The following is a 25,951-nucleotide window of genomic DNA, read 5'->3' as shown; positions in this document are numbered from 1 at the left end:
CTTGTTTCATTCATCCTGCTTCTTGATCCGTTGTTTTTTATCAGGCAGGTTCTCCTGTAAAACATCCGTTCTGATTTGGATTGAATATTCGCTAACATATTTCTTTACCGGCTATTCCATGATACGGGCTTCCAGAACTTGCTGCATGGAAAAGTTTTCGAGTCCGAGATAGTAGGAAGCTGTATCAATCAGGGCTTCCATCGGTACGAGGCCAATGATTTCACTACCGACAATCGTAACACCATAGCGGCGGGCTTCGATACGTACCAGTTCGAAGGCGCGGTAAAGGGCAGTACGGGTATAGTCGGTCATGTTTATGGATACCTGGGTGATGTTTCTCTCCTTTAGCTCCACTCCCATTGCTTTCACATAACGGAGCCCTCCGTTGATATGGCGGATATTCTTTGCTATCTTGGTAGCTATTTCCAGATTGTCCGTACTAAGATTGATATTGTAGGCAACGAGCGGCATACGGGCTCCGATGGCGACTGTACCTGCGGTTGGGTGACGTTCGGCAGGTCCGAAATCTGGTTGCCATTCGGGTAGTTTGATTTTTTCGGCCATGCCTTCAAATTCTCCTTTACGAACGGAAGCGAGATTTTCCCGATGCGGTGAAGTTGCGGACTTCTCATACAGGAAGACAGGAAGATGATAGATCTCGGCTACTTTTGCGGCTACTTTCTTGGATAGTTCGATGGCTTCTTCCATACTGGTATTCTTAATCGGGATGAAAGGGATGACATCGACTGCTCCCATACGGGGATGTTGCCCGGTATGCTGATTCAGGTCTATCAAACGGACAGCGACACCGACGGCTTCAACGATTGCTTCGTACAGAGCTTCCGGCTCGCCGACAAGGGTTACAACCAGACGGTTATGATCTTCATCATTACTGTAATCAAGCAGTTTTACCCCGGCCTTAATACGAAAAGGGGCTACTATCTGATCTATTTTCTCTAAATCACGTCCCTCACTAAAATTGGGGACGCATTCAATAATTTTATTCCAACTCATATCAAATATCTATTATTATAGAGGTTATATTCAACTGAATAATTATATGTTTTACATCAAACAAGTGTTCTTGCCAAATAGTCCTTATATGAACAGGCACGGTTCACACGAGTTTCATACCGAATAACCGCATGGTTTATACTAAACAGCTACATGTTTAAACAGTTCCATATATTATGGAATTATTCTCTCATATTAAGAGAATAAATTCCCATAATATGTGATACTATTTTCCCACAATATATGGGACTATCTTCTTTATAAGTTCTTCGTCTGCTACATACGGCATTGTTATCTGATAGTCTCTTGCATGGGAGTCATTAAATGCTTCGCTTGTCTCCATCGCATGCGGATTACGCGCCCATGAGCGACGAGCTACTCCGCCCATCACATCCCAAAGCATTGCCGAACGGAGTATTTCATCTACCCGTTCGCTACCGTCGCATACCATACCGAAGCCGCCATTGACTGCTTTGCCAATACCGACTCCACCGCCATTGTGCAAAGCTACCAAGCTCATTCCACGGGCACAATTTCCGGCAAAGCATTGCACTGCCATATCTGCCATCACATTGCTTCCGTCTTTGATATTCGATGTCTCCCGGAAAGGGGAATCCGTTCCGCTTACGTCGTGGTGGTCTCTCCCCAGCATGATAGGACCTACTTCGCCCCGGCGGACCATCTCATTGAAACGGAGGGCTATGTTCATTCTCCCGACTGCATCCTGATACAGAATACGTGCCTGTGTACCCACCACGAGCTGATTCTTTTCGGCATCCCGTATCCAGTTGTAATTGTCAAGATCCTGACCGCGCCGATTGACGTCGATACATTCCATAGCCGCATGGTCTGTTTTTATCAGATCTTCGTGTTTGCCACTCAAGCAAACCCATCTGAACGGACCGTAGCCATAATCAAAGAGTTGGGGTCCCATAATATCTTCAACATAGCTTGGCCAGATAAATCCGTCCTTTTCATCAACACCATTACGGGAGATTTCTTTTACTCCGGCATCGTATATGGCTTTCATGAAGGAGTTTCCATAATCAAAGAAATAGGTTCCGCGGGCTACGAGTTTCTTGATAACTTCGAAATGACGATGCAAGGATATATCTACCAAGTGACGGAATTGTTCCGGAGATTCGTGAAGAAGGCGTGTGCGTTCTTCAAAAGTTAGTCCGGCAGGGCAGTAACCGCCTTCGTAAACGGCATGACAGGAGGTTTGATCGGATAATAATTCAATAGGAATTCTTTCGCGTTCGGCATATTCGAGCAGATCTACGACATTGCCGTGATAGGCTATCGAGCAGGGTTCACGATGTTGCATTGCTTGAGATGCCATCCGGTATGCTTCGGCTATATCCGCAGTCACGTGTCCCACCCATCCCTGGCGGTGGCGGGTTTCAATACGCGAACTATCTACTTCGGCTATAATGGAGACTGCTCCTGCTATCTCCGCCGCTTTGGGTTGTGCGCCGCTCATTCCTCCCAAGCCGGAAGATACAAATAAATGTCCCCGCAGATCCTGATCTTGGGAAATCCCCAGTTTCAATCGCCCGGCATTGAGGAGGGTATTGAAAGTGCCATGCACAATTCCTTGAGGACCGATATACATCCAGCCGCCAGCGGTCATTTGTCCGTAATTGGCAACTCCCATCTGGGCAGCAATATGCCAATCATGTTGATTGTCGAATTGCCCGATCATCATCGAATTGGTTATTATAACGCGGGGAGCATCGGGACGGGAGCGGAAAAGCCCTAATGGATGTCCGGACTCAATAACCAGCGTCTGTTCTTGGGTAAGTTCTTCGAGGTATTGTTTTATCAGTCGATATTGCATCCAGTTTTGGCAGACTTGTCCGGTTTCACCGTAAGTGACTAGTTCGTAGGGATATAATGCTATATCGAAGCAAAGGTTATTGTCAATCATTACCTGAAAAGCTTTGCCTTCAATGCATTGTCCCCGATATTCGTCAATCGGTTTGGCTTTCAGGTCGCCGGCAGGACGGAAACGGTATCCGTAAATCCGCCCGCGAGTGCGTAGCTCTTCCATCAATTCAGGAGCCAATTGTTCGTGCCACTCGGTAGGAATATAACGCAAAGCGTTTTTTAATGCAGTGATTGTCTGCGCCGGGGTAAGTGTATAACCACGGTCGGGAGCTCTCCGGATACCTTCTACAAAATCCGGATAAGGAGGTAGTGTGTTGCCAAGAGTTATTCTCATAATAAACAGAATTAAGGATTACAAACTGTAAGCAATACAGTCTTATAACTCTTCGCAAGATAGAAAAAAAGAAGATAAAAGACAAGAGATTTGACAGATTTATTATCAGAAAGGTATTATTACATTTACAGTTTGATAGAAGAACAAGACACAAGCGATGTCAAAACTCTCTTATGCTTTTATACAGGCACGAATACAAACCGTTTTGTCAAAACAGATAGATAGACCTTTCATTAAAGTAGATAGCAGGGGGCATTACGGTAAATAGCAAAACTATCATTAAAACGAATGGCGGAGCTTCACTAAAGCTAAAAATAGACTTTTCATTAAAATGAATGGAAGGATCGTTGGTAAAAAACCTTTCATTAAAATAAAAGAGAATCTTTAGTAAAGCAAATAGCAGCCCTTTCTAAAATCAACGCTATGAAATCGGTGGAATTTGTATAACTAGCGTAACCCGCATCTCAATAATATCATTATATAGATGATTGTATTATTGATAGGGCTTTTTATACGATACCAACCGCAATTAATGGAATTATTTCTTTTGTTTATTCTGCAACTCTAACAGATATTTAAAAGTATGCTTTGCCTCCTGACTATCATCTTTCAAATATGCTTGTTTCAGTTCCGGATAATTCTTCAATAATTGCAGCATTCTATCTTTCCCCAGAAAGTCGACTTTTCCCGTTTCACCATTCAATTCATAGCAAACACGTTTTGTAACCAGACTTGAAGCGGCAAGAGCATCGCCTATATTTCCTCCTAGTTTTACATCATCTTCTTCCACAAAGTTGCCTCCGATGACTGATCCTAAAGGCATCGCACAAAAATAGATGTTTTTGCCTAACTGAACGGCAGGAGCATACCATGCTCCAAAACGCAATTTCTTATAGCGCAACTTACGACAGTTCAAATATAAATTTCCTTTTTCGTCACGCACAGCAAAACAACGCTTCTTCAAACGCCGGCACATCGACTCGTCATCACCGGCCGTTATCCGGTAATCAGCCCCTCCTGTTAATACAATCTGATTTCTGGAACGTTTTTCTACACGCAACACAGCAGTGGTATCGCCATGTTGAGTCAGCAACTCTTTCAGGTTGGAATAAATAATATTCTGCGCAATTAACGGAAGGCTAATCACGCTTATCAGCAAACATAAGATACATCCTTTCTTCATAAGCATCCTCCTTTCCTGTCTAACGCCTTTTCGAGTGGAAAGTTATAAATTTTAGCGGATAAATGCAAGAATGAGAAAAGAAATATTGAAAATTTCTTCCAGCTAACAACAACATTATCAAGACGAGTTATAATCCAAGCCCACACATCTTCCTACTTCCGTTAATAAACAGTAAATCTACTCTTGACAAAAACAAGCTCCTATCCCGACCGTTATGAATTATATTACCTTTGCGCAAAAGATTTAAATTTGTCATGGAAAAACTAGAACAGATCATTACCACATATCAGCAAATCATTCAGAAAACAGAACTGGAGTTACAGAATGCACGAAAACGTATCTATTATATAAGTCTTCTTCGACTTATCTTATTCGTAGGAGCCGTAGCAAATGCCATTATTTTTTGGTCTGACGGTTGGCTATGCCTCTCTGCATTCGCTGTCCTACCCTTTATCTTATTCATTTGGTTAGTAAAACGCCATAATTTCTGGTTCTACCGAAAAGACTTTCTGAAAAAGAAAATAGAAATCAACGAGCAGGAACTACGTGCCATACAATATGATTTTTCCGATTTTGACGATGGAAAAGAATTCATTAACCCGTCTCACCTCTACACTCTTGATCTGGATGTATTTGGCGAACACTCTCTCTTCCAATACATCAACCGCACCGCAACCCCTATCGGCAAGCAACATCTCGCAAACTGGTTCAATGCACATCTGGAAAATAAAGCAGCTATTGACCACCGCCAGGAAGCCATCCGGGAACTCTCCACCGATTTGGAATATCGCCAACAAATCCGCTTACTCGGATTACTCTATAAAGGAAAACCTGCCGATACCACCGAAATCAAAGAATGGGCAGCCAGTCCGAGTTATTATCGAAAACGTACGCTCCTGCGTATCCTCCCAATAGCGGTTACCGTCATTAATTTCTTATGTATAAGTCTAGCCATTTTAGGCATTATCTCGGCTAACATTGCAGGAGGAGTATTTGTCAGCTTTGTATTATTCAGTACTATTTTCTCTAAAGGAATCACTAAACTGCAAACAACCTACGGAGAAAAGCTGCAGGTTCTTTCGACATACGCTGACCAAATTCTGCTCACTGAACAAAAAGAAATGCACAGTCATATACTGCAAGAGTTAAAAGCGGACCTTACAAGTCAAAATCAAACCGCTTCTCAAGCAGTCCGCCAGCTTTCTAAACTGATGAACGCACTCGACCAACGAAGCAATCTGCTCATGAGTACTATACTCAACGGACTGATATTTTGGGAGCTACGACAGGTGATGCGAATCGAGAAGTGGAAAGAGATTCATGCCTCCGACCTCCCCCGATGGATAGAAACAATCGGAGAAATAGATGCCTATTGTTCCCTGGCAACATTCGCATATAATCATCCGGATTATATTTACCCCACTATCGCTGCTCAATCTTTCCACCTACAAGCTGAAGCCTTGGGGCATCCCCTAATGGATCGCAACCAATGTGTGCGTAACGGAATAGACATTGAAAAACGTCCTTTCTTTATTATAATCACAGGCGCCAATATGGCAGGCAAGAGTACTTATTTACGTACTGTAGGAGTAAACTATCTACTGGCATGTATAGGAGCTCCCGTTTGGGCAAAGCAAATGAAAATATATCCGGCCCGTCTCGTTACCAGCCTTCGAACCAGTGATTCCCTAGCTAACAACGAATCTTATTTCTTTGCAGAACTCAAGCGACTTAAATTAATCATAGACAAACTTGAAGCCGGGGAAGAGCTTTTCATCATCCTTGATGAAATACTGAAAGGCACCAACTCCATGGACAAACAGAAAGGCTCTTTCGCCCTTATCAAACAATTCATGCACATGAACGCCAACGGTATCATCGCCACCCATGACTTGTTATTAGGGACTTTAATAGAGTCCTTCCCACAAAATATCCGAAATTACTGTTTCGAAGCCGACATTACCAACAATGAACTCACCTTCTCATATCAAATGAGAAACGGAGTTGCTCAAAACATGAACGCCTGCTTCTTAATGAAAAAAATGGGGATCGCCGTCATTAACGACTAATCCCCATCTTCGTATGAAAATCAAAGTTATCTTTTACAGTAACATCTAAAACCTGTTTTATTTAGTAGCAGCAAACTCAATATAAAGTTTCAAACTGCATAGTTTTAATGTGTCGGAAAAAACAAAGTCAAACAGGTGTTATAGATATATACTTATTGTATTTTACTTTTCGACAAAAAAGCGACTATCGCAGAAGCTTTTTCATTAGTGAAATACTGCACCGATGTTATTGGCTGATACGTGTAAGGTACAAATTGGAATAACTGTACAGCTGCAAACTTTTTATCAGCAGAAAGTATCACATCCATACGTATATTACCACTAGCCTCGCTTTTTATTTTCGAATCAGCGGAGAATGAACCCGAATTTACAAGATTTTTCAAAGCATCCATATGCTTCAAATCAAAGAATACACTATGCTCTTTAGCCACACTTTTTGTTGGTAAATAAACAACCTCCTTTGATTTCCAGAAAAGACGGAAAATTCCCATAAGAAATAAACCTGTCCCCAAAACCATCAAAGCCATACTGGTTGTAGAAGACTTGTCATCCAATTCGAATGTTGAAGCAAAAGCTAAAATACCAATCAATAACATAACAGAAGAGATTAAAACTCCTGAAACACTTATGCGTTTAGCGATATCGGGGTGTGTAGATGCGAATATAGTAGCATCAATCGTTTGAGTAGTTGCCATAATATTTAAAGTTTAATTTATTAGTAAAAATATAAAGATAAAAAGAAGTAGTATCACCAGTATACAGAAGATACCAGTAACCACAAAATAAACAATACCAATAAATATACTGCTAAATAATTATACGCCTCAAGGTGTATACATAGTATTCACTCGATGGCTGGCAATAATAGGAAGTTGTTGTATCATAAATCCGCCCCCAGTGTTGTGATAGTGAGCTCTCACGATCAGCACAACCTTGTAGCGCATTCTTTAAAGAAAAGAAATATTCTCCAAGCTGTACACGTTGAATACGTGTCACAGATATTTGATGGCTCTGCAAATTGGTCAATTCAGCCACAGGCTTACCCGGAAGATCGGGTGCACAGATTTCCCCACGCTGCCCCATAGCATATGTAATATCACACCCCTGCTTATCCACCATTTTTTCGGTAGAGACATTGCCTGCTATGCTATGAAAAGCAACTGTCAGCAACAGAAACAATATTACCTTTACAAATTTTGCCATATTCACCTGCAAATATAACAGATTCTCTCTATGAAAAGTTTAATTAGGATATATTTTAATGTATCTTAGTATTAATAAACGGCAGACAAACAAAAAAGGCTACCTTTGAAGGTAGCTTTTTTATATCTATAAGAATAACTGTAAAATTATTCAGCCGATTCAGCTTTTGGTTCTTCAGCCTTAGGAGCTTCAGTTGCAGGAGCTTCAACAGCAGCAGGAGCAGCTTCAGCAGCTTTCTTCGAACGACGAGTACGAGTAGCTTTCTTAGCAACTTTTTCCTTAGCCATGTTTTCATTGTAGTCAACCAACTCAATAAAGCACATTTCTGCGTTGTCACCCAAACGGTTACCAGTCTTGATAATACGAGTATAACCACCCGGACGATCAGCAATCTTAACAGAGATTTCTTTGAACAACTCTGTTACTGCAATCTTATCTTGCAAGTTGCTAAATACAACACGACGAGAGTTCGTAGTATCTTCTTTAGACTTAGTAATCAAAGGCTCAACAAACTTCTTCAAAGCTTTCGCCTTTGCAACAGTCGTAGTGATTCTTTTGTGCTTGATCAAAGAGCAAGCCATGTTAGATAACATAGCGCTTCTATGAGAAGCAGTACGACCTAAATGATTGAATTTTTTATTATGTCTCATTTTTTATTCTTTATCTAATTTATATTTAGAAATGTCGGTTCCAAACGACAGATTCAGACTTTCCAGCAAATCATCAAGCTCGGTAAGCGATTTCTTTCCGAAGTTTCTGAATTTCAGCAGGTCAGTTTTGTTGAATTGTACCAAGTCGCCGAGAGTTTCTACGTCAGCAGCCTTCAAGCAATTGAGGGCACGAACTGACAAGTCCATATCAACGAGTTTAGTTTTCAACAGCTGACGCATGTGCAATACTTCTTCATCAAACTCTTCATTGCCATCAGTATCATTACTTTCAAGCGTGATCTTCTCGTCAGAGAACAACATGAAGTGATAAATCAGAATTTTTGCAGCTTCTTTCAGCGCTTCTTTCGGGTGTATAGAACCGTCGGTACTAATTTCAAGCACTAGCTTTTCGTAGTCAGTCTTCTGCTCTACACGGAAGTTTTCTACAGCATACTTGACATTACGTATCGGTGTATAAATAGAGTCGATTGGAATTACATTAACATCCGTGCAATACTCGCGATTTTCATCAGCAGGTACATAACCACGACCCTTGTTAATAGTAATATCAATCTGCATAGTTGACTTAGAATCTAAATGACAAATAACTAATTCCGGATTTAACACTTCAAATCCAGTCAAATACTTACCTATGTCACCTGCTTTAAATTCACTGGAATTCTCGACAGTGATGCTCACTTTTTCGCTCTCGAACTCTTCAACTACTTGCTTGAATCTCACTTGTTTCAGATTCAAGATAATGTTGGTAACATCCTCTTTTACTCCAGGTACACTAGAAAATTCATGCTCCACACCATCGATTCTGATAGTAGTGATAGCAAAACCCTCTAATGAAGAAAGAAGGATACGGCGTAATGCATTACCTACAGTAATACCAAAACCCGGTTCCAACGGACGGAATTCGAATTTTCCGAATCTGGAGTCCGCCTCCAACATTAATACTTTATCAGGTTTTTGAAATGCTAATATCGCCATGAAATTAATTATTATTTAGAATACAATTCAACGATCAAATGTTCTTTAATGTTCTCAGGAATGTCTGCTCTTTCAGGTATGTGCAACATTTTACCAACCTTTGAAGCCTCGTCCCATTCCAACCAAGCATACTTGCTGTGATTGAAACCTGCAAGAGAATTAGCAATTACTTCCAAAGACTTAGATCTTTCACGAACACCAATCAATTGTCCTGGTTTTACTGCAAATGAAGGAATGTTTACTACTTCACCATCTACAGTGATGTGCTTGTGACTAACCAACTGACGAGCAGCAGCACGTGTAGGAGCAATACCCAAACGGAATACTACGTTGTCAAGACGGCCTTCCAGCAATTGAAGAAGTACCTCACCGGTAATACCTTTAGCAGTAGCTGCTTTTTCAAACAAATTGCGGAATTGTTTTTCCAAAACTCCATAGGTGTATTTAGCTTTCTGTTTTTCACGAAGTTGCACACCGTATTCAGAAGTTTTTCTTTTTCTTGAATTACCATGTTGTCCGGGAGGATAGTTCTTCTTTGACAAAACTTTGTCAGCTCCAAAGATTCCTTCACCGAATTTACGGGCGATTCTCGATTTTGGTCCAGTATATCTAGCCATTTCTTTTAAATATTTAATTGTTTATTCATGAACTCAATTTGTTGCAGCCGCGATTACAGAGAGAAATTAATGTAATCCAAAAACAAAATCAAGATCATTGTGTAAGTTAAAGGTAAATTAAACTCTACGTCTTTTCGGAGGACGACAACCATTATGTGGAAGCGGAGTCACGTCAATGATTTCAGTAACTTCGATACCAGCACCGTGGATAGTTCTAATAGCAGACTCACGTCCGTTACCTGGACCCTTCACATATGCTTTTACCTTTCTCAGGCCAAGATCGAATGCAATCTTTGCACAATCCTGGGCAGCCATCTGAGCTGCATAAGGAGTATTCTTTTTAGAACCTCTAAATCCCATTTTACCAGCAGATGACCAAGAGATAATCTGCCCTTCACTATTTGCAAGAGAAACAATAATATTGTTGAAAGATGAATGAACATGCAACTGTCCATTAGCGTCTACTTTCACATTTCTCTTTTTAGCTGCAACTGTTTTTTTTGCCATATCAACAATTATTATTTAGTAGCTTTTTTCTTATTAGCAACGGTTTTCTTTCTACCTTACGAGTACGTGCATTGTTCTTAGTGCTCTGACCTCTAACAGGCAGACCAATACGGTGACGTACACCACGATAGCAACCAATATCCATTAATCGCTTAATGTTCAATTGGATTTCAGAACGAAGATCACCTTCTACTTTATACTCTGCACCGATAATCTCACGAATCTTAGCAGCTTGATCATCTGTCCAGTCTTTAACCTTCAGATCTTTATCTACACCAGCTTTATCTAAAATTTTTGCTGAACTACTGCGACCTATTCCATATACATAGGTCAACGCAATTTCACCTCTTTTGTTCTGAGGTAAATCTACACCAACTATTCTTATAGCCATATACTAAATTATTTTTTTTGCAAAAATAACAAATTATCCTTGACGTTGTTTATACTTAGGATTTTTCTTGTTAATAACATACAAACGGCCATTACGTCTAACGATCTTACATTCTGGCGTGCGTTTCTTTAATGATGCTCTTACTTTCATATCTTATTTTATTTATATCTAAACACAATTCTTCCTTTCGATAAGTCGTAAGGAGACATTTCGACTCTCACTTTATCTCCCGGCAGGATCTTGATGTAATGCATCCTCATCTTGCCTGAAATATGTGCGGTAATCTCATGTCCGTTTTCTAATTCAACACGAAACATTGCATTTGACAATGCTTCAACTATAACTCCATCTTGTTCTATTGCAGATTGCTTTGCCATATTATATTGCTTTATCTCCTAAAACTTCTTCTATGAATTTGAATGAAGACAAAATATCAGCTTCACCAGCTCCAACAGCTATCGTATGCTCAAAATGTGCAGCACATTTACGATCTCTGGTCCTCACAGTCCATCCGTCACTTTCCATTATCACTTGTCGGTCTCCCAATGTTATCATCGGCTCTATCGCTATGCAAAGGCCTCTTTTCATCAATGGTCCATATCCTCTTTTACCATAGTTAGGAACCTGAGGATCTTCGTGCATCTCTTTACCGATGCCATGGCCAACAAACTCACGCACTACACCATAAGAATGAGACTCACAATATTGCTGAATAGCATATCCGATATCACCAATTCTTTTACCTTGCACTGCGTTCTGGATGCCAATATATAACGCTTCTTTAGTTACCTTCAACAAGTTACGAATCTCTTCGTCTACCTCTCCTACACAAAAAGTATAAGCAGAATCACCACAGAAACCATTCATGTAAGTTCCGCAATCCACTGATACGATATCACCATCTTTCAGTACGATATCCCCTGGGATTCCATGTACCACCTGTTCATTGACAGAAGTACAGAGAGATGCGGGAAACGGTTCTCCATATTGATTCGGAAATCCTTTGAAAGTTGGAGTTGCCCCATGATCTCTAATGAACTCTTCAGCAACTTTATCCAACTCACGTGTAGTTACACCAGGCTTCACCAGTTTGGCAACCTCTGCAAGAGTTTTACCAACAAGCAGGTTACTCTGACGGAGCAATTCTATTTCATCTTCTGTTTTAGAAATATCATTTCTAATCTAAAGAATTAATATGCCGCTACACCAGCGCGTCCTTTAATACGACCAGATTTCAACAGACCATCATAGTGTCTCATCAACAAATGACTTTCAACCTGTTGCAGGGTATCAAGAACAACACCTACAAGAATTAACAAAGATGTACCGCCGAAGAATTGAGCGAATCCTGCTTGCACTCCGAATACACCGGCAAAAGCAGGCATAATAGCAACTAAAGCCAAGAAGAAAGAACCCGGCAAAGTGATACGAGACATTATATCATCAATATACTCTGCTGTTTTCTTTCCCGGTTTAATACCAGGGATGAAACCATTATTTCTCTTCATATCCTCAGCCATCTGAGTCGGATTAATTGTAATTGCAGTATAGAAATACGTAAATAATATAATCATTACCGCAAAGACAAAATTATACCAGAAACTTGTATGATCTGTAAACGCATGCAAGAAACCGCCTGCATCATTTACATTTGAAAAGCCGATAAATGTAATTGGAATAAACATGATTGCCTGAGCAAAAATGATAGGCATAACACCGGCAGCATTCACCTTTAAAGGGATATACTGTCTAGCACCACCATATTGCTTGTTACCAACAATTCTTTTTGCATACTGTACAGGAATCTTTCTTGTACCTTGCACCAAAAGAATAGCAGCGCCAATCACTAATAATAAGAATACGATTTCAATTATAAACATAATCAGACCACCGCTCTTATTTGCTACTCTGGATACAACTTCTTGCAACAAAGCATCAGGGAAACGAGCGATAATACCAATCAAGATGATAAATGAAATACCGTTACCAATACCTTTATCAGTAATTCTTTCACCAAGCCACAAAATAAACATACTACCTGCTGCCAAAATAATGGTAGAGGTAACCATAAACAGAGTCCAATCTAATGAAGCATTTAAGGAAGGGCCAGCCTGCATTTTAAGATTGAGCAAATAAGAAGGGGCCTGAACTAACAATATAGCAATCGTCAAGTAACGAGTATATTGATTCATTTTTCTTCTGCCGCTCTCACCTTCGCGTTGCAACTTCTGGAAATACGGCACAGCGATTCCCAATAACTGAATTACGATAGATGCAGAGATATAAGGCATGATTCCTAATGCAAAAATAGAGGCATTAGAAAATGCTCCTCCAGAGAACATATTTAACAAGGCTAAAAGGCCTTCACTTGTTTGTTCGTGCAATTTTGCCAGCATCGCCGGATTGATACCCGGTAATACGACATACGATCCGAAACGGTAAATTGCCACGAACAATATGGTGATGAGGATCCGCTGTCTCAGATCCTCAATCTTCCATATATTCTTTAATGTTTCAATAGCTTTTCTCATTGAATCAGAGTTTTACTACAGTTCCACCAGCAGCTTCAATAGCAGCAGTTGCAGTCTTAGAGAATGCATGAGCTTCTACTTCCAGCTTGTTAGTCAGAGTTCCGTTACCCAATACTTTTACCAACTGATTTGAAGAAATAAATCCTGCTTCGATAAAGTCGTTTACACCAACTTTTGCCAAGCTTTTAGCTTCAGCAAGTTTCTGGATAGTATCCAAGTTGATAGCTTTATATTCAACACGATTGATATTCTTGAAACCAAATTTAGGAACTCGACGTTGAAGAGGCATCTGACCACCTTCAAAACCGATTTTCTTAGAGTATCCAGATCTTGATTTAGCTCCTTTATGACCTCTTGTAGAAGTACCACCTAAGCCAGAACCAGCACCACGTCCAATTCTTTTTCTTGTCTTAGTAGATCCCTCAGCAGGTTTTAAATTACTTAAGTTCATATTGTAATTTCGTTTTATTATTCAACAAATAATTACTTAACAATGGCAACCAAGTGTTTTACTTTATCTACCATTCCAAGAATTGAAGGAGTGCTTTCGTGTTCAACCACACGGTTCAGTTTACGAAGTCCCAGTGCGTCAAGAGTTCTTTTCTGATCAGCTGGAGCACCAATTCTACTTTTAACTTGTTTAATCTTTATAGTTGACATATCTCCTCCTTATCCTCTAAATACTTTTTCAACACTAATACCTCTGTTCTGAGCAACCATTCTTGCATCACGCATTTCACTCAAAGCTTCGATTGTAGCTTTAACAAGATTATGCGGATTCGAAGAACCTTTAGATTTAGCCAAAACGTCAGTAACACCAACACTTTCCAATACAGCACGCATAGCACCACCAGCTACAACACCGGTTCCGTGAGATGCAGGTTTGATGAATACTTCAGCACCACCAAATCTAGCTGATTGTTCATGAGGAACAGTACCTTTTAAAATAGGTACTTTCACCAAGTTCTTTTTAGCTGACTCAACACCTTTAGCGATAGCAGCTGTTACTTCACCTGCTTTACCAAGTCCCCAACCAATGATACCTTCTTCGTTACCTACAACAACGATTGCAGAGAAACTAAAAGTTCTACCACCTTTGGTAACTTTAGTAACACGATTAATAGCAACCAATCTATCTTTCAGTTCTATATCGTTAGTAATCTTAACTCTATTATTAACTCCTGCCATAATGATTAAAATTTAAGTCCACCGTTACGAGCAGCATCAGCTACTTCTTTTACTCTCCCATGATACAAGTAACCATTACGGTCGAAAACAACAGTAGTTATACCTGCTTCCTGAGCCTTTTTAGCAATCATTTCACCAACTTTAGCAGCTTGTTCTTTTTTAGCGACTTTCTCAGTCAAACCTAAAGAAGAAGCAGCAGCCAGTGTCTTACCAGAAAGATCATCGATAATCTGGACATAAATTTGCTTGTTACTTCTAAATACACTCATACGCGGACATTCAGTAGTACCTGAAATCTTGTTGCGTACTCTATATTTGATCTTAACTCGTCTTTCTATTTTTGTTGTCATAATAATCTAATTTTATATGAATTACTTAGCGCCGGCTGATTTACCAGACTTTCTACGAATTACTTCGCCAACAAACTTAATACCTTTACCCTTGTATGGTTCAGGCTTACGGAAAGAACGTATTTTAGAGCAAACTTGACCAAGCAATTGTTTGTCACACGATTCCAATATAATAAGAGGATTCTTATTTCTTTCAGACTTCGTTTCAACTTTTACCTCAGCAGGTAATTGAATGAAAATATTGTGTGTATAACCTAAAGCCAGCTCAATGATGTTACCTTGGTTTGAAGCACGATAACCTACACCTACAAGTTCCAGTTCTTTCTTGTAACCTTCAGATACGCCCACAACCATGTTGTGAACCAATGAACGATACAAACCGTGGAAAGCATGTTTCTGCTTCGGGTTATCAAGCATTTCTTTATCGTTTTCTGTTAAAGTTACGTGTCCGTCTTCAATAGTAACATTGATAGCAGGATTCACATATTGGCTCATTTCGCCTTTGGGTCCCTTTACGGTAACCACATTATCCTTCAGAGTGATTGTCACTCCAGCAGGGATACTAATGGGTAATTTTCCTATTCTTGACATTCTAATTCCTCCTAATTAATATACATAACACAAGACTTCACCACCGATTTTCAGTTCTGCAGCCTCTTTGTTAGTCATTACACCTTTGGAAGTAGATATTATAGCAATACCCAGCCCATTAATAACACGCGGCATATCTTTGTAACCAGTATACTTACGCATACCCGGAGAAGATATTCTTTCTAACTTTTTGATTGCGTTAACTTTGTTAACAGAATCATACTTCAAGGCAACCTTAATAGTTCCTTGAGGACCATCTTCTACAAACTTATAATTAAGGATGTAGCCTTTTTCAAAAAGAATCTTAGTGATTTCTTTTTTCAAATTCGAAGCGGGAACTTCAACAACTCTGTGCTTTGCACCAATCGCGTTCCGCAACCTCGTTAAATAATCTGCTATTGGATCAGTCATATAAAAATAAATTAAATTAATCAGGACTACCCTGACAATATTTAAACAATAATTACCAGCTTGCTTTTTTTACGCCTGGGATCAGTCCGTTAGATGCCATCTCACGGAATTGAATTCTCGAAATTCCGAATTGACGAATATAACCTTTAGGACGACCAGTCAGTTTGCAACGGTTGTGCATACGAATTGGATTAGAATTCTTTGGCAACTCTTGCAACTTCTGTGCAGCTTCGAAAGCATCAGCAGGAGCACCTGTTCTTACGATTTGCTTCAAAGCAGCTCTTTTCTCGGCGTATTTGGCTACTAATTTAGCACGCTTTACTTCACGTGCTTTCATTGATTCCTTTGCCATATCTATTAGTCTTTTTTAGCGTTTTTAAAAGGTAAACCGAATTCCTTCAGCAAAGCATAACCTTCTTCATCTGTTTCCGCAGAGGTTACAAAGGTAATATTCATTCCGAGAATTCTTGTAATACTATCGATATTTATTTCAGGGAAAATGATTTGTTCCTGAATACCAAGGGTATAGTTACCTTTACCATCAAACTTACTTTCGATACCTTTGAAGTCACGAATACGAGGAAGAGCTACACGAACCAATTTTTCAAGGAATTCGTACATTCTTTCACGACGTAAAGTTACCATAACACCAATCGGCATTTTTTTACGCAACTTAAAGTTTGCGATATCTTTACGAGAAATGGTAGCTACAGCTTTTTGACCTGTAATAGCTGTCATTTCATTGATTGCTACTTCGATAATCTTCTTATCAGCAACAGCCATACCTAATCCCTGATTGATTACAATCTTCTTAAGTACGGGTATCTGCATTGTAGAAGAATACTGGAACTGTGATTTCAATGCAGGTGCTATACGCTCTGCATATTCTTTCTTAAGACTAGCAGTATTACTCATTACTTAATCTCCTCTCCTGATTTTTTAGAATAACGCACTAAAGTTCCTTCCGAACTCTTTTTTCTCCCAATACGCGTTGCTTTACCAGTTTTTGGATCAACCGGGTTCAAGTTTGAAATGTGGATAGAAGCTTCTTGCTTCACAATACCACCTTGTGGATTCTTTGCATTCGGCTTTGTGCTTTTAGATACCATATTGATGCCTTCAACAAATGCACGTCCTTCTTTAACAAGAACCTTCAATACACGACCAGTTTTGCCCTTATCTTCACCAGCATTTACGTAAACTGTGTCGCCTTTTTTAATATGTAATTTACTCATTACTTAAATCTTTTACAAATTAAAGTACCTCAGGCGCAAGTGACACAACTTTCATGTTTGTAGCACGAAGTTCTCTTGCTACAGGACCGAAAATACGACTACCTCTAATTTCACCTGCATTATTCAACAACACGCAAGCATTATCATCAAAACGTATATAAGAACCATCAGGACGACGGATTTCTTTCTTTGTACGTACAATCAAAGCCTTTGATACTGCACCTTTTTTAACATCACTAGAAGGGATAACGCTCTTCACTGAAACTACAATGACATCCCCCACTGAAGCATAACGACGACCTGTACCACCCAAAACGCGGATACACAACGCCTCTTTCGCTCCACTGTTATCACATACTGTAAGTCTGGATTCTACTTGTATCATAATTACTTAGCTCTTTCAATTATTTCTACTAATCTCCATCTTTTAGTCTTGCTCAAAGGACGAGTTTCCATGATGCTTACAGTATCACCGATATTGCATTCATTCTTTTCATCGTGAGCATGGTACTTCTTCGTTTTGCTAACGAACTTACCATATATAGGGTGTTTTTCCTTAAATTTGGCAGCAACTGTGATGGTCTTGTCCATCTTATTGCTCAACACAACCCCTGTTCTTTCTTTTCTTAAATTTCTTGCTTCCATCAAGCTGATCATTTATTGTTAAGTTCTCTTTCGCGCAATTCTGTTTTCATACGCGCAATAGTCCTGCGTAATTGTTTGATTTGAGCAGGATTTTCCAAAGGAGAAATAGAATGATTAATAACCATTTGGTTATAATTAGCTGTTTCCGCCTCTACTCTTTCTACTAAATCATTAGTAGTCATTTCTTTAATTTCTGCAATTTTCATAACACTTACGCATTTTGATTTTGAATATCATAATCACGTCTTACGACAAACTTCGTTGTAATAGGAAGCTTTTGAGCAGCTAAGCGCAATGCTTCTTTCGCGATTTCGTAAGATACTCCTTCAGCTTCAATAATGATTCTACCTGGAGTTACAGGAGCCACAAATCCCTCTGGAGCACCTTTACCTTTACCCATACGTACATCGGCAGGTTTTCTAGTGATCGGTTTATCCGGGAATATACGGATCCAGATCTGTCCTTGACGTTGCATATATCTTGTTACTGCAATACGAGCAGCTTCGATCTGACGGCCTGTAATCCACTTAGTCTCCAAAGCCTTTATGCCAAAAGAACCAAAGGCCAGCTGGTTGCCTCTCTGGGCATTACCTTTCTGACGGCCTTTTTGTTGTCTTCTGAATTTTGTCTTTTTCGGTTGTAACATAGTTTCCTAAAATTCAAATTCGTTTAGCGATTATTTTTCTTTCTTTTGAAGTTCTTTCCGCCGTTGTTTCCACTATTGTTTCCACGACCACTTTCTTTGCTTTGTGTAAAGTTCGGAGCCAATTCTTTCTTACCAAACACTTCACCTCTACAAATCCAAACTTTGATACCAAGAAGACCTACTTTAGTCAATGCTTCTGCATGACAGTAGTCGATATCAGCTCTGAAAGTGTGCAACGGAGTTCTTCCTTCTTTATACATTTCAGAACGAGCCATTTCAGCTCCATTCAAACGTCCTGAAATCTGAATTTTGATACCTTCAGCACCCATACGCATTGTGTTTGCGATAGCCATCTTGATGGCACGGCGATAGGCAATTTTACCTTCAACCTGGCGAGCGATGTTGTTAGCAACAATCACAGCATCCAGTTCCGGTCTCTTCACTTCAAAGATATTGATTTGAATATCTTTGTCGGTAACCTTCTTCAACTCCTCTTTTAACTTATCAACTTCTTGGCCACCTTTACCGATAATAATACCCGGGCGAGCAGTGCAAACAGTAATAGTAACGAGCTTCAGCGTACGTTCAATTACGATTCTTGATACACTTGCTTTTGCAAGTCTTGCATTAAGATATTTACGGATTTTGCTATCTTCCAGCAAAGAATCACCGTAATCATTTCCACCATACCAGTTAGAATCCCATCCTCTGATAATTCCTAAACGGTTGCTTATTGGATTAACTTTTTGTCCCATCTACCTTAATTTTGATCTTCGTTATTACTTTTAGCACCAACGAACAATGTTACGTGATTTGAACGTTTGCGAATTCTATAACCTCTACCCTGTGGTGCCGGTCTCATCCTTTTGAGTGTAGCTCCACCATCAACAAAAATCTGTGTTACGAACAACTCACCGCTTTCTGCTTTACGTTCGTTTTTCTGTTCCCAGTTAGCAATTGCAGAGCGAAGCAATTTTTCCACTCTTGCAGCAGCTTCTTTTGAAGAAAATTTCAAAACACCAAGTGCTCTGTTCACTTCCATACCACGGATCATGTCTGCAACCAGACGCATCTTACGTGGAGAAGTAGGAACATTTTGCAATTTTGCAAAATACATGGTCTTAAGGGCTTCTTTTCTTTTTTCAGCCGATATTTTTTTTCTTGCTCCCATTATTATTTATTACTTTATTATTTCAAATAAATCCTGTTATCTTTTCTTGTTACCAGCGTGTCCTCTGAATGTACGAGTTGGAGCAAATTCGCCCAACTTGTGTCCTACCATATTCTCGGTAACATAAACAGGAATAAATTTATTTCCATTGTGAACTGCAACTGTATGGCCTACAAAATCAGGCGAAATCATTGAAGCTCTGGCCCAAGTCTTTACTACGACTTTCTTACCTGATTCATTCATGGCAAGAATTCTCTTTTCAAGCTTAACGTTAATATATGGACCTTTTTTTAATGAACGACTCATAGTTTACTCAATTAATCAGATTACTTTTTTCTTCTCTCAATAATGTACTTAGACGATTGTTTCTTAGGAGCTCTAGTCTTAAGTCCCTTAGCATACAATCCCTTACGTGATCTTGGGTGACCTCCGGAAGCACGTCCTTCACCACCACCCATCGGGTGATCTACCGGGTTCATTACAACACCACGGTTACGAGGACGACGTCCTTGCCAACGAGAACGTCCAGCTTTACCTGAACTTTCCAATCCATGATCAGAGTTACCTACACTACCGATAGTAGCTTTACAAGTGCTAAGAATCTGTCTAACCTCACCTGAAGGCAACTTAATTACACAATACTTACCCTCACGAGAAGTCAACTGAGCAAAGTTACCAGCTGAACGAACCAGAGCAGCACCCTGTCCCGGACGTAATTCGATATTGTGAATCACAGTACCCACCGGAATGTTTTGAAGAGGAAGAGCATTACCAATCTCTGGCGCTGCTGTTTCACCTGACATCAGAGTCGCACCAACTTGCAATCCATTGGGAGCAATAATATATCTTTTTTCTCCATCAGCATAAAATAACAGAGCGATACGAGCCGAACGATTCGGATCGTATTCGATTGTTTTAACTACTGCTGGAACACCGTCCTTATTTCTCTTGAAATCAACAATTCTAATCACCTTTCTATGACCGCCACCAATGTAGCGCATAGTCATCTTACCTTCGCTGTTACGACCACCAGATGATTTCTTACCATATACAAGAGACTTTTCTGGTACTGATGCAGTAATTTCTTCGAAAGTACCAATAATTTTATGTCTTTGCCCCGGTGTTGTGGGCTTAAATTTACGTACTGCCATTTTTATTAAATATTGCTATAAAAATCAATAGTATCTCCTTCTTTCAATGTCACGATTGCTTTTTTGAAAGCATTCGTACGACCATTGATGATACCTGCTTTGGTATAACGGCTCTTATTCTTGCCAGCATACTTCACAGTATTCACATCAACTACAGTAACATTATAAAGAGCTTCAATTTCCTTCTTAATTTCCAGTTTGTTAGCTTCAGGACGTACAACAAAGCCGAAACGATTCAGCTTATCTGTGATTGCAGTCATTTTCTCTGTTACCAACGGTTTAATAATAATTCCCATTATTTAAGCCTCCTTTTTAAATTAAGATATTGTCAATAGCCTTCAGAGAGTTTTCTGTAAGCACAATAACCCCAGCATTCAATACTCTGTAAGTATTTAATCCTGAGATAGTCTGTACATTAGCACCCTCGATGTTACGAGCTGACAAATATACGTTTTTATTTGCTTCCGGTAAAATTACAAGTAGCTTTTTATCGGAAACTTTAAGATTTTTTGTCATTGCAACGAAATCTTTTGTCTTAGGAGCTTCAAATGTGAAATCCTCAACGACAACGATTGCATCGTTTTGAGCTTTATAAGACAAAGCTGACTTACGAGCCAGTGTCTTAACTTTTTTATTCAACTTAAAGAAGTAGTCTCTTGGTTTCGGACCGAAAACACGAGCACCACCTACAAGAACAGGTGAGTTCATATCACCACGGCGCGCTCCACCGCCACCTTTCTGACGACCGATCTTACGAGTTGAACCACTGATTTCACTTCTTTCTTTTGACTTATGAGTACCCTGACGCTGATTAGCCATAAATTGTTTTACGTCCAAATAAATAGCGTGGTCGTTGGGCTCAATTCCGAAGATAGATTCGTTTAACGTAACCTTTCTCCCAGTGTCTTCACCTTTAATGTTATATACGTTAACTTCCATTATTTCTCAATTAATACGATTGAACCTTTGCAACCCGGGATAGAACCTTTAACCAAAAGAAGGTTATGATCCGCGATTACTTTTAATACCTGCAAGTTTTGTACAGTGACTCTGTCACCACCAAGTTGTCCACCCATGCGCATTCCTTTGAATACTTTTGCAGGGTAAGAACAAGCACCGATAGAACCCGGTTTACGAGCGCGATTATGCTGACCGTGAGTAGCTTGACCCACACCACCAAAACCATGTCTTTTTACTACACCCTGAAAACCCTTACCCTTAGAAGTACCAACAACGTCAACAAAGCTAGCGTCGTTAAACATTTCTACAGTAATGGTATCACCCAAATTCAACTCTGTTTCAAATTCTTTGAACTCAGCCAAGTGTCTCTTCGGTGTTACTCCTGCTCTTTTAAAATGTCCCATCAACGGTTTAGTTGTATGTTTTTCCTTTTTGTCCTGGAAACCCAACTGAACAGCTGCATAGCCATCTTTTTCTACAGTTTTAACTTGAGTAACAACACAAGGACCTGCTTCGATAACAGTGCATGGTACATTTTTACCATCGGCACTGAAAACGGATGTCATTCCGATTTTTTTTCCTAATAATCCTGGCATTTCACTAATTTTTAATTATCAAACTTTAATTTCTACTTCCACACCACTTGGCAATTCCAACTTCATCAAAGCATCTACTGTCTTAGCTGTTGAGCTATAGATGTCGATTAATCTCTTATAAGAAGAGAGTTCAAATTGCTCACGAGACTTTTTATTTACGAAAGTCGAACGGTTCACAGTAAAGATACGTTTGTGCGTAGGCAGAGGTATTGGACCGCTAACGATAGCACCTGTAGCTTTTACAGTTCTTACAATTTTCTCAGCTGACTTGTCAACCAAGTTGTGGTCGTAAGATTTCAATTTAATTCTAATTTTCTGACTCATTATTTTTTTTTAATTAATACATTTATAATAAGATAAAGCGGCAGGCTAAGAGTCATTCGCTAGCCTGCTACTTTAGATATTTTAGAGTAAATCAGCGCGTCCTTTTACTTCTTCCAATACAGCCTTAGCAATAGAAGAAGAAAGCTGAGCGTGATGAGAGTAGGTCATTGACGAGGTTGCACGACCAGAAGTAATAGTACGTAAAGCTGTTACGTAACCAAACATTTCCGCCAGTGGAACCATCGCTTTCACGATACGAGCGCCAGAGCGGCTAGATTCCATACCTTCAACCTGTCCACGACGTTTGTTCAAGTCACCGATAACATCACCCATGTTTTCTTCCGGAGTTACAACTTCCAGTTTCATGATAGGTTCCATCAAAACAGGACCTGCCTTAGCACATGCATTTTTATAAGCCTGCATTGCACAGATTTCAAATGACAACTGGTCAGAGTCAACCGGGTGGAATGAACCATCAACCAAAGTCACTTTCAATGAATCCAATGGGTAGCCTGCCAAAACACCACTCTTCATAGCATTTGTAAAGCCTTTCTGAACTGCTGGGATAAATTCCTTAGGAATATTACCACCCTTCACTTCATCAACAAACTGCAAACCACCTAAAGTGAAATCCGCATCAGCCGGACCAATGTTCACAATGATATCAGCAAACTTACCACGTCCACCAGACTGCTTCTTGTACACTTCACGCAAGTTAACTGTCTTCGTGATAGCTTCCTTATAGTTAACCTGAGGCTTACCTTGATTACATTCTACCTTGAATTCACGTTTCAAACGGTCAATGATAATATCCAAGTGAAGCTCACCCATACCAGAAATAACTGTCTGACCTGTCTGTTCGTCTGTTTTCACAGTAAATGTCGGGTCTTCTTCAGCCAATTTAGCCAAACCGTTAGACAGTTTATCCATATCTTTCTGAGTCTTAGGTTCTACAGCGATACCAATAACCGGTTCCGGAAAGTCCATAGACTCAAGTACTATCGGAGCTGTTTCATCACACAAAGTATCCCCAGTACGAATATCTTTAAAGCCTACACCTGCACCAATATCACCAGCACCGATTACTTCAACCGGGTTCTGTTTGTTGGAGTGCATCTGGAACAGACGAGAAACGCGTTCTTTCTTACCAGAACGAGAGTTGTAGATATAAGAACCTGCTTCAATTTTACCAGAATAAACACGGAAGAAAGTCAAACGACCTACATATGGGTCAGTTGCGATCTTAAACGCCAAAGCAGATGTTTTTTCATCATCACTTGGTTTACGATCCTCTTCAGCTCCCGTATTAGGATTTGTACCTATTACGTTCTCTGTATCAAGTGGAGAAGGCAAGAAAGCACAAACATAATCAAGCAATGTCTGAACACCTTTGTTCTTAAAAGAAGATCCGCAAAGCATAGGAACTACAGCCATCTGAACTGTTGCATTACGAAGAGCTCTCAATACTTCTTCTTCAGTAATAGTAGAAGGATCATCGAAATATTTCTCCATCAAAGCATCATCAAATTCTGCTACTTTTTCAAGCATCTTATCTCTCCACTCGTTAGCTTCATCGATAAGTTCTGCAGGGATTTCCTCAATACTGTAGTCAGCCCCCATTGTTTCATCATGCCAATAGATAGCTTTCATTTTGATAAGGTCAACAAGACCTTTGAAAGATTCTTCAGCACCGATAGGAACAACAATCGGACACGGATTAGCTCCAAGAACATCCTTCATCTGACGAACTACTTCAAAGAAGTCAGCACCAGAACGGTCCATCTTATTAACATAAGCAATACGAGGAACGTTATATTTATCAGCCTGACGCCATACAGTTTCTGATTGAGGCTCAACACCACCAACAGCACAGTAAGCAGCTACAGCCCCATCAAGGATACGCAATGAACGTTCTACCTCTGCGGTAAAGTCAACGTGTCCCGGAGTGTCAATCAAGTTAATTTTATAAGTATCACCAGCATATTTCCACCTTGTTGTTGTAGCAGCGGATGTAATAGTGATACCACGTTCTTGCTCCTGTTCCATCCAGTCCATAGTAGCAGCACCATCATGAACTTCACCAATTTTGTGAGTCAATCCAGTGTAGAACAGGATACGTTCAGAAGTAGTTGTTTTTCCGGCATCAATGTGAGCCATGATACCGATATTACGAGTTAAATGTAAATCATGTTTAGCCATCTTCTAATTCCTTTACTTTAAGTTTATATTAGGTTTCTTACAGTATTAGAATCTAAAATGAGCAAATGCACGGTTAGCTTCTGCCATTCTGTGCATATCTTCTTTACGTTTGTATGCACCGCCTTGTTCATTGAAGGCATCCATAATTTCAGCAGCCAACTTGTCAGCCATTGATTTACCACCTCTTTTGCGAGCAAACAGAATCAAATTCTTCATAGAGATTGATTCTTTACGATCCGGACGGATTTCAGTAGGAACTTGGAAAGTAGCACCACCTACACGGCGAGACTTTACTTCCACTTGCGGAGTTACATTATCCAAAGCCTTTTTCCAGATTTCGAGAGCTGATTTTTCTTCGTTAGGAAGTTTTGCTTTCACTGTTTCCAAAGCGGCATAAAAGATTTCATAAGATGTATTTTTCTTTCCATCATACATCAAGTGGTTCACGAACTTGGAAACCTTTTGGTCATTAAACACAGGATCCGGAAGAATCAGGCGTTTTTTTGGTTTTGCTTTTCTCATTTGTTTGAAAAATAATGTTTTTGTTCTTGGTTGTCTACTTCTTGACTTCTTCAACTCTCCCTCCGGAGAATTTACTCAACCTTTAGCATTTCCAACAAACTAAAACGTAAGTTATTACTTTAATTTTAATTAGGTCTTAATCCTTATTTTTTCTTACCCTTAGCAGGAGCAGCTGCTTGTCCTGGTTTCGGACGCTTAGCACCATACTTAGAACGTCTTTGAGTACGACCAGCAACACCTGCTGTATCAAGCGTACCACGTACAATGTGATAACGCACACCCGGAAGGTCTTTTACACGACCACCACGTACCAAAACGATTGAGTGTTCCTGCAAGTTGTGTCCTTCTCCCGGAATGTATGAGTTCACCTCTTTTTGGTTAGTCAAACGTACACGAGCTACTTTACGCATTGCAGAGTTCGGCTTCTTCGGAGTAGTAGTGTATACTCTCACGCAAACGCCACGTCTTTGAGGACATGAATCCAAGGCTGGAGATTTACTTTTCTCCACCAGCACTTCGCGTCCTTTTCTTACTAATTGCTGAATTGTAGGCATTTTAATTGTTTTTTGATTTATAT

General features: G+C 39.8%; 38 protein-coding genes and 1 pseudogene. 1 reads left to right on the top strand and 38 read right to left on the bottom strand.

Annotation, left to right across the window (positions count from 1 at the left end; all coding sequences use genetic code 11):
* Positions 1 to 111 precede the first annotated feature (111 nt).
* The 3 genes from ftcD to DXA05_RS05125 form a co-directional block, all read right to left on the bottom strand.
* Entirely contained in the window at positions 112 to 1,014 is a 903-nt protein-coding gene (gene ftcD / locus DXA05_RS05135) for a glutamate formimidoyltransferase (protein WP_117683450.1), read from the bottom strand.
* Positions 1,015 to 1,240: 226 nt separating this feature from the next.
* On the bottom strand, positions 1,241 to 3,238 hold the full coding sequence (locus DXA05_RS05130; protein ID WP_008023034.1) for a urocanate hydratase: 1,998 nt from the start codon (positions 3,236 to 3,238) through the stop codon (positions 1,241 to 1,243).
* Between the two features lie 538 nt (positions 3,239 to 3,776).
* Positions 3,777 to 4,421, bottom strand: coding sequence for a DUF6563 family protein (locus DXA05_RS05125; protein ID WP_004313462.1), 645 nt, complete (start codon positions 4,419 to 4,421; stop codon positions 3,777 to 3,779).
* Between the two features lie 254 nt (positions 4,422 to 4,675).
* On the opposite strand from DXA05_RS05125, the gene DXA05_RS05120 reads away from it, so the two are divergent.
* The gene (locus DXA05_RS05120; protein ID WP_087318500.1) at positions 4,676 to 6,490 is read left to right on the top strand and encodes a MutS family DNA mismatch repair protein; all 1,815 of its coding nucleotides are present in this window, start codon (positions 4,676 to 4,678) and stop codon (positions 6,488 to 6,490) included.
* A 152-nt stretch (positions 6,491 to 6,642) separates the two neighbouring features.
* Here the strand turns inward: DXA05_RS05120 and DXA05_RS05115 are convergent, their stop codons facing one another.
* From DXA05_RS05115 to rpsL, 35 genes and pseudogenes are all read right to left on the bottom strand, one after another.
* A complete protein-coding gene (locus tag DXA05_RS05115) occupies positions 6,643 to 7,185 on the bottom strand; it encodes a hypothetical protein (RefSeq protein ID WP_055236005.1) in 543 nt (180 codons plus the stop codon).
* Positions 7,186 to 7,297: 112 nt separating this feature from the next.
* Positions 7,298 to 7,693, bottom strand: coding sequence for a hypothetical protein (locus DXA05_RS05110; RefSeq protein WP_009040600.1), 396 nt, complete (start codon positions 7,691 to 7,693; stop codon positions 7,298 to 7,300).
* A 146-nt stretch (positions 7,694 to 7,839) separates the two neighbouring features.
* Positions 7,840 to 8,343 carry a 50S ribosomal protein L17 gene (gene rplQ / locus DXA05_RS05105; RefSeq protein ID WP_004313458.1) on the bottom strand — a complete coding sequence of 168 codons (504 nt, stop codon included), beginning with the start codon at positions 8,341 to 8,343 and terminating at the stop codon, positions 7,840 to 7,842.
* Between the two features lie 3 nt (positions 8,344 to 8,346).
* The gene (locus tag DXA05_RS05100) at positions 8,347 to 9,339 is read right to left on the bottom strand and encodes a DNA-directed RNA polymerase subunit alpha (RefSeq protein ID WP_004296325.1); all 993 of its coding nucleotides are present in this window, start codon (positions 9,337 to 9,339) and stop codon (positions 8,347 to 8,349) included.
* A gap of 11 nt (positions 9,340 to 9,350) precedes the next feature.
* A complete protein-coding gene (gene rpsD / locus DXA05_RS05095) occupies positions 9,351 to 9,956 on the bottom strand; it encodes a 30S ribosomal protein S4 (protein WP_004296326.1) in 606 nt (201 codons plus the stop codon).
* 117 nt (positions 9,957 to 10,073) lie between these two features.
* A complete protein-coding gene (gene rpsK / locus DXA05_RS05090) occupies positions 10,074 to 10,463 on the bottom strand; it encodes a 30S ribosomal protein S11 (RefSeq protein ID WP_004296327.1) in 390 nt (129 codons plus the stop codon).
* An 11-nt stretch (positions 10,464 to 10,474) separates the two neighbouring features.
* Positions 10,475 to 10,854, bottom strand: a pseudogene (gene rpsM / locus DXA05_RS05085) (30S ribosomal protein S13).
* 33 nt (positions 10,855 to 10,887) lie between these two features.
* Positions 10,888 to 11,004: a type B 50S ribosomal protein L36 gene (ykgO, locus tag DXA05_RS05080; RefSeq protein WP_002558051.1), complete on the bottom strand. Its 117-nt coding sequence runs from the start codon at positions 11,002 to 11,004 to the stop codon at positions 10,888 to 10,890.
* Positions 11,005 to 11,012: 8 nt separating this feature from the next.
* Positions 11,013 to 11,231, bottom strand: a complete 219-nt coding sequence (gene infA, locus DXA05_RS05075) for a translation initiation factor IF-1 (protein WP_002558052.1) — start codon at positions 11,229 to 11,231, stop codon at positions 11,013 to 11,015.
* Position 11,232: 1 nt separating this feature from the next.
* Complete coding sequence (map, locus tag DXA05_RS05070; RefSeq protein ID WP_128858870.1) at positions 11,233 to 12,024, bottom strand: type I methionyl aminopeptidase; 792 nt, start codon at positions 12,022 to 12,024, stop codon at positions 11,233 to 11,235.
* Between the two features lie 20 nt (positions 12,025 to 12,044).
* Entirely contained in the window at positions 12,045 to 13,385 is a 1,341-nt protein-coding gene (gene secY, locus DXA05_RS05065; RefSeq protein ID WP_004310881.1) for a preprotein translocase subunit SecY, read from the bottom strand.
* 4 nt (positions 13,386 to 13,389) lie between these two features.
* Positions 13,390 to 13,836 (bottom strand): 50S ribosomal protein L15, encoded by a 447-nt coding sequence (gene rplO / locus DXA05_RS05060; protein ID WP_008023042.1) that lies wholly within the window; start codon positions 13,834 to 13,836, stop codon positions 13,390 to 13,392.
* Positions 13,837 to 13,868: 32 nt separating this feature from the next.
* Positions 13,869 to 14,045 carry a 50S ribosomal protein L30 gene (gene rpmD, locus DXA05_RS05055; protein WP_004296332.1) on the bottom strand — a complete coding sequence of 59 codons (177 nt, stop codon included), beginning with the start codon at positions 14,043 to 14,045 and terminating at the stop codon, positions 13,869 to 13,871.
* A gap of 9 nt (positions 14,046 to 14,054) precedes the next feature.
* Positions 14,055 to 14,573, bottom strand: coding sequence for a 30S ribosomal protein S5 (gene rpsE / locus DXA05_RS05050; protein ID WP_004296333.1), 519 nt, complete (start codon positions 14,571 to 14,573; stop codon positions 14,055 to 14,057).
* A gap of 5 nt (positions 14,574 to 14,578) precedes the next feature.
* Positions 14,579 to 14,923 (bottom strand): 50S ribosomal protein L18, encoded by a 345-nt coding sequence (rplR, locus tag DXA05_RS05045; protein ID WP_004310883.1) that lies wholly within the window; start codon positions 14,921 to 14,923, stop codon positions 14,579 to 14,581.
* A gap of 21 nt (positions 14,924 to 14,944) precedes the next feature.
* Positions 14,945 to 15,514, bottom strand: coding sequence for a 50S ribosomal protein L6 (gene rplF, locus DXA05_RS05040; RefSeq protein WP_004310884.1), 570 nt, complete (start codon positions 15,512 to 15,514; stop codon positions 14,945 to 14,947).
* A gap of 15 nt (positions 15,515 to 15,529) precedes the next feature.
* Positions 15,530 to 15,925 (bottom strand): 30S ribosomal protein S8, encoded by a 396-nt coding sequence (gene rpsH / locus DXA05_RS05035; protein ID WP_004296336.1) that lies wholly within the window; start codon positions 15,923 to 15,925, stop codon positions 15,530 to 15,532.
* A gap of 52 nt (positions 15,926 to 15,977) precedes the next feature.
* Positions 15,978 to 16,277 carry a 30S ribosomal protein S14 gene (gene rpsN / locus DXA05_RS05030; RefSeq protein ID WP_087318501.1) on the bottom strand — a complete coding sequence of 100 codons (300 nt, stop codon included), beginning with the start codon at positions 16,275 to 16,277 and terminating at the stop codon, positions 15,978 to 15,980.
* 5 nt (positions 16,278 to 16,282) lie between these two features.
* On the bottom strand, positions 16,283 to 16,840 hold the full coding sequence (rplE, locus tag DXA05_RS05025; protein WP_004310886.1) for a 50S ribosomal protein L5: 558 nt from the start codon (positions 16,838 to 16,840) through the stop codon (positions 16,283 to 16,285).
* Positions 16,840 to 17,160, bottom strand: coding sequence for a 50S ribosomal protein L24 (gene rplX, locus DXA05_RS05020; protein ID WP_004296339.1), 321 nt, complete (start codon positions 17,158 to 17,160; stop codon positions 16,840 to 16,842). Before rplX ends, rplE begins: the two co-directional genes overlap by 1 nt.
* Positions 17,161 to 17,179: 19 nt before the next feature.
* Positions 17,180 to 17,545, bottom strand: a complete 366-nt coding sequence (gene rplN / locus DXA05_RS05015) for a 50S ribosomal protein L14 (protein WP_004296340.1) — start codon at positions 17,543 to 17,545, stop codon at positions 17,180 to 17,182.
* A 2-nt stretch (positions 17,546 to 17,547) separates the two neighbouring features.
* The gene (rpsQ, locus tag DXA05_RS05010) at positions 17,548 to 17,817 is read right to left on the bottom strand and encodes a 30S ribosomal protein S17 (protein WP_004296341.1); all 270 of its coding nucleotides are present in this window, start codon (positions 17,815 to 17,817) and stop codon (positions 17,548 to 17,550) included.
* On the bottom strand, positions 17,814 to 18,011 hold the full coding sequence (rpmC, locus tag DXA05_RS05005; protein WP_004296342.1) for a 50S ribosomal protein L29: 198 nt from the start codon (positions 18,009 to 18,011) through the stop codon (positions 17,814 to 17,816). The genes rpsQ and rpmC overlap by 4 nt, the downstream gene beginning before the upstream one ends.
* A 5-nt stretch (positions 18,012 to 18,016) precedes the next feature.
* Positions 18,017 to 18,451 carry a 50S ribosomal protein L16 gene (gene rplP, locus DXA05_RS05000; RefSeq protein WP_004291234.1) on the bottom strand — a complete coding sequence of 145 codons (435 nt, stop codon included), beginning with the start codon at positions 18,449 to 18,451 and terminating at the stop codon, positions 18,017 to 18,019.
* A gap of 23 nt (positions 18,452 to 18,474) precedes the next feature.
* Positions 18,475 to 19,206 (bottom strand): 30S ribosomal protein S3, encoded by a 732-nt coding sequence (rpsC, locus tag DXA05_RS04995; protein WP_004296343.1) that lies wholly within the window; start codon positions 19,204 to 19,206, stop codon positions 18,475 to 18,477.
* Positions 19,207 to 19,211: 5 nt separating this feature from the next.
* Complete coding sequence (gene rplV, locus DXA05_RS04990) at positions 19,212 to 19,622, bottom strand: 50S ribosomal protein L22 (protein WP_004296344.1); 411 nt, start codon at positions 19,620 to 19,622, stop codon at positions 19,212 to 19,214.
* A gap of 36 nt (positions 19,623 to 19,658) precedes the next feature.
* A complete protein-coding gene (gene rpsS, locus DXA05_RS04985) occupies positions 19,659 to 19,928 on the bottom strand; it encodes a 30S ribosomal protein S19 (protein WP_004296345.1) in 270 nt (89 codons plus the stop codon).
* 20 nt (positions 19,929 to 19,948) lie between these two features.
* Entirely contained in the window at positions 19,949 to 20,773 is an 825-nt protein-coding gene (gene rplB / locus DXA05_RS04980) for a 50S ribosomal protein L2 (RefSeq protein ID WP_004296346.1), read from the bottom strand.
* Between the two features lie 5 nt (positions 20,774 to 20,778).
* Entirely contained in the window at positions 20,779 to 21,069 is a 291-nt protein-coding gene (rplW, locus tag DXA05_RS04975; protein WP_004296347.1) for a 50S ribosomal protein L23, read from the bottom strand.
* 16 nt (positions 21,070 to 21,085) lie between these two features.
* Complete coding sequence (gene rplD, locus DXA05_RS04970; RefSeq protein ID WP_004313456.1) at positions 21,086 to 21,712, bottom strand: 50S ribosomal protein L4; 627 nt, start codon at positions 21,710 to 21,712, stop codon at positions 21,086 to 21,088.
* A complete protein-coding gene (gene rplC / locus DXA05_RS04965; RefSeq protein WP_004313455.1) occupies positions 21,712 to 22,329 on the bottom strand; it encodes a 50S ribosomal protein L3 in 618 nt (205 codons plus the stop codon). Before rplC ends, rplD begins: the two co-directional genes overlap by 1 nt.
* A gap of 18 nt (positions 22,330 to 22,347) precedes the next feature.
* Complete coding sequence (gene rpsJ / locus DXA05_RS04960; RefSeq protein WP_002558075.1) at positions 22,348 to 22,653, bottom strand: 30S ribosomal protein S10; 306 nt, start codon at positions 22,651 to 22,653, stop codon at positions 22,348 to 22,350.
* A gap of 81 nt (positions 22,654 to 22,734) precedes the next feature.
* Complete coding sequence (fusA, locus tag DXA05_RS04955; protein ID WP_004310890.1) at positions 22,735 to 24,852, bottom strand: elongation factor G; 2,118 nt, start codon at positions 24,850 to 24,852, stop codon at positions 22,735 to 22,737.
* Positions 24,853 to 24,897: 45 nt separating this feature from the next.
* Positions 24,898 to 25,374, bottom strand: a complete 477-nt coding sequence (gene rpsG / locus DXA05_RS04950; protein ID WP_004296352.1) for a 30S ribosomal protein S7 — start codon at positions 25,372 to 25,374, stop codon at positions 24,898 to 24,900.
* A 143-nt stretch (positions 25,375 to 25,517) separates the two neighbouring features.
* Entirely contained in the window at positions 25,518 to 25,928 is a 411-nt protein-coding gene (gene rpsL, locus DXA05_RS04945; protein ID WP_002558078.1) for a 30S ribosomal protein S12, read from the bottom strand.
* Positions 25,929 to 25,951: the final 23 nt, after the last annotated feature.

This window comes from Bacteroides sp. AM54-2NS, assembly GCF_003602935.1.
GTDB classification, from domain to species: Bacteria; Bacteroidota; Bacteroidia; order Bacteroidales; family Bacteroidaceae; genus Bacteroides; species Bacteroides xylanisolvens.
This window is presented reverse-complemented; position numbering and strand designations above follow the sequence as displayed.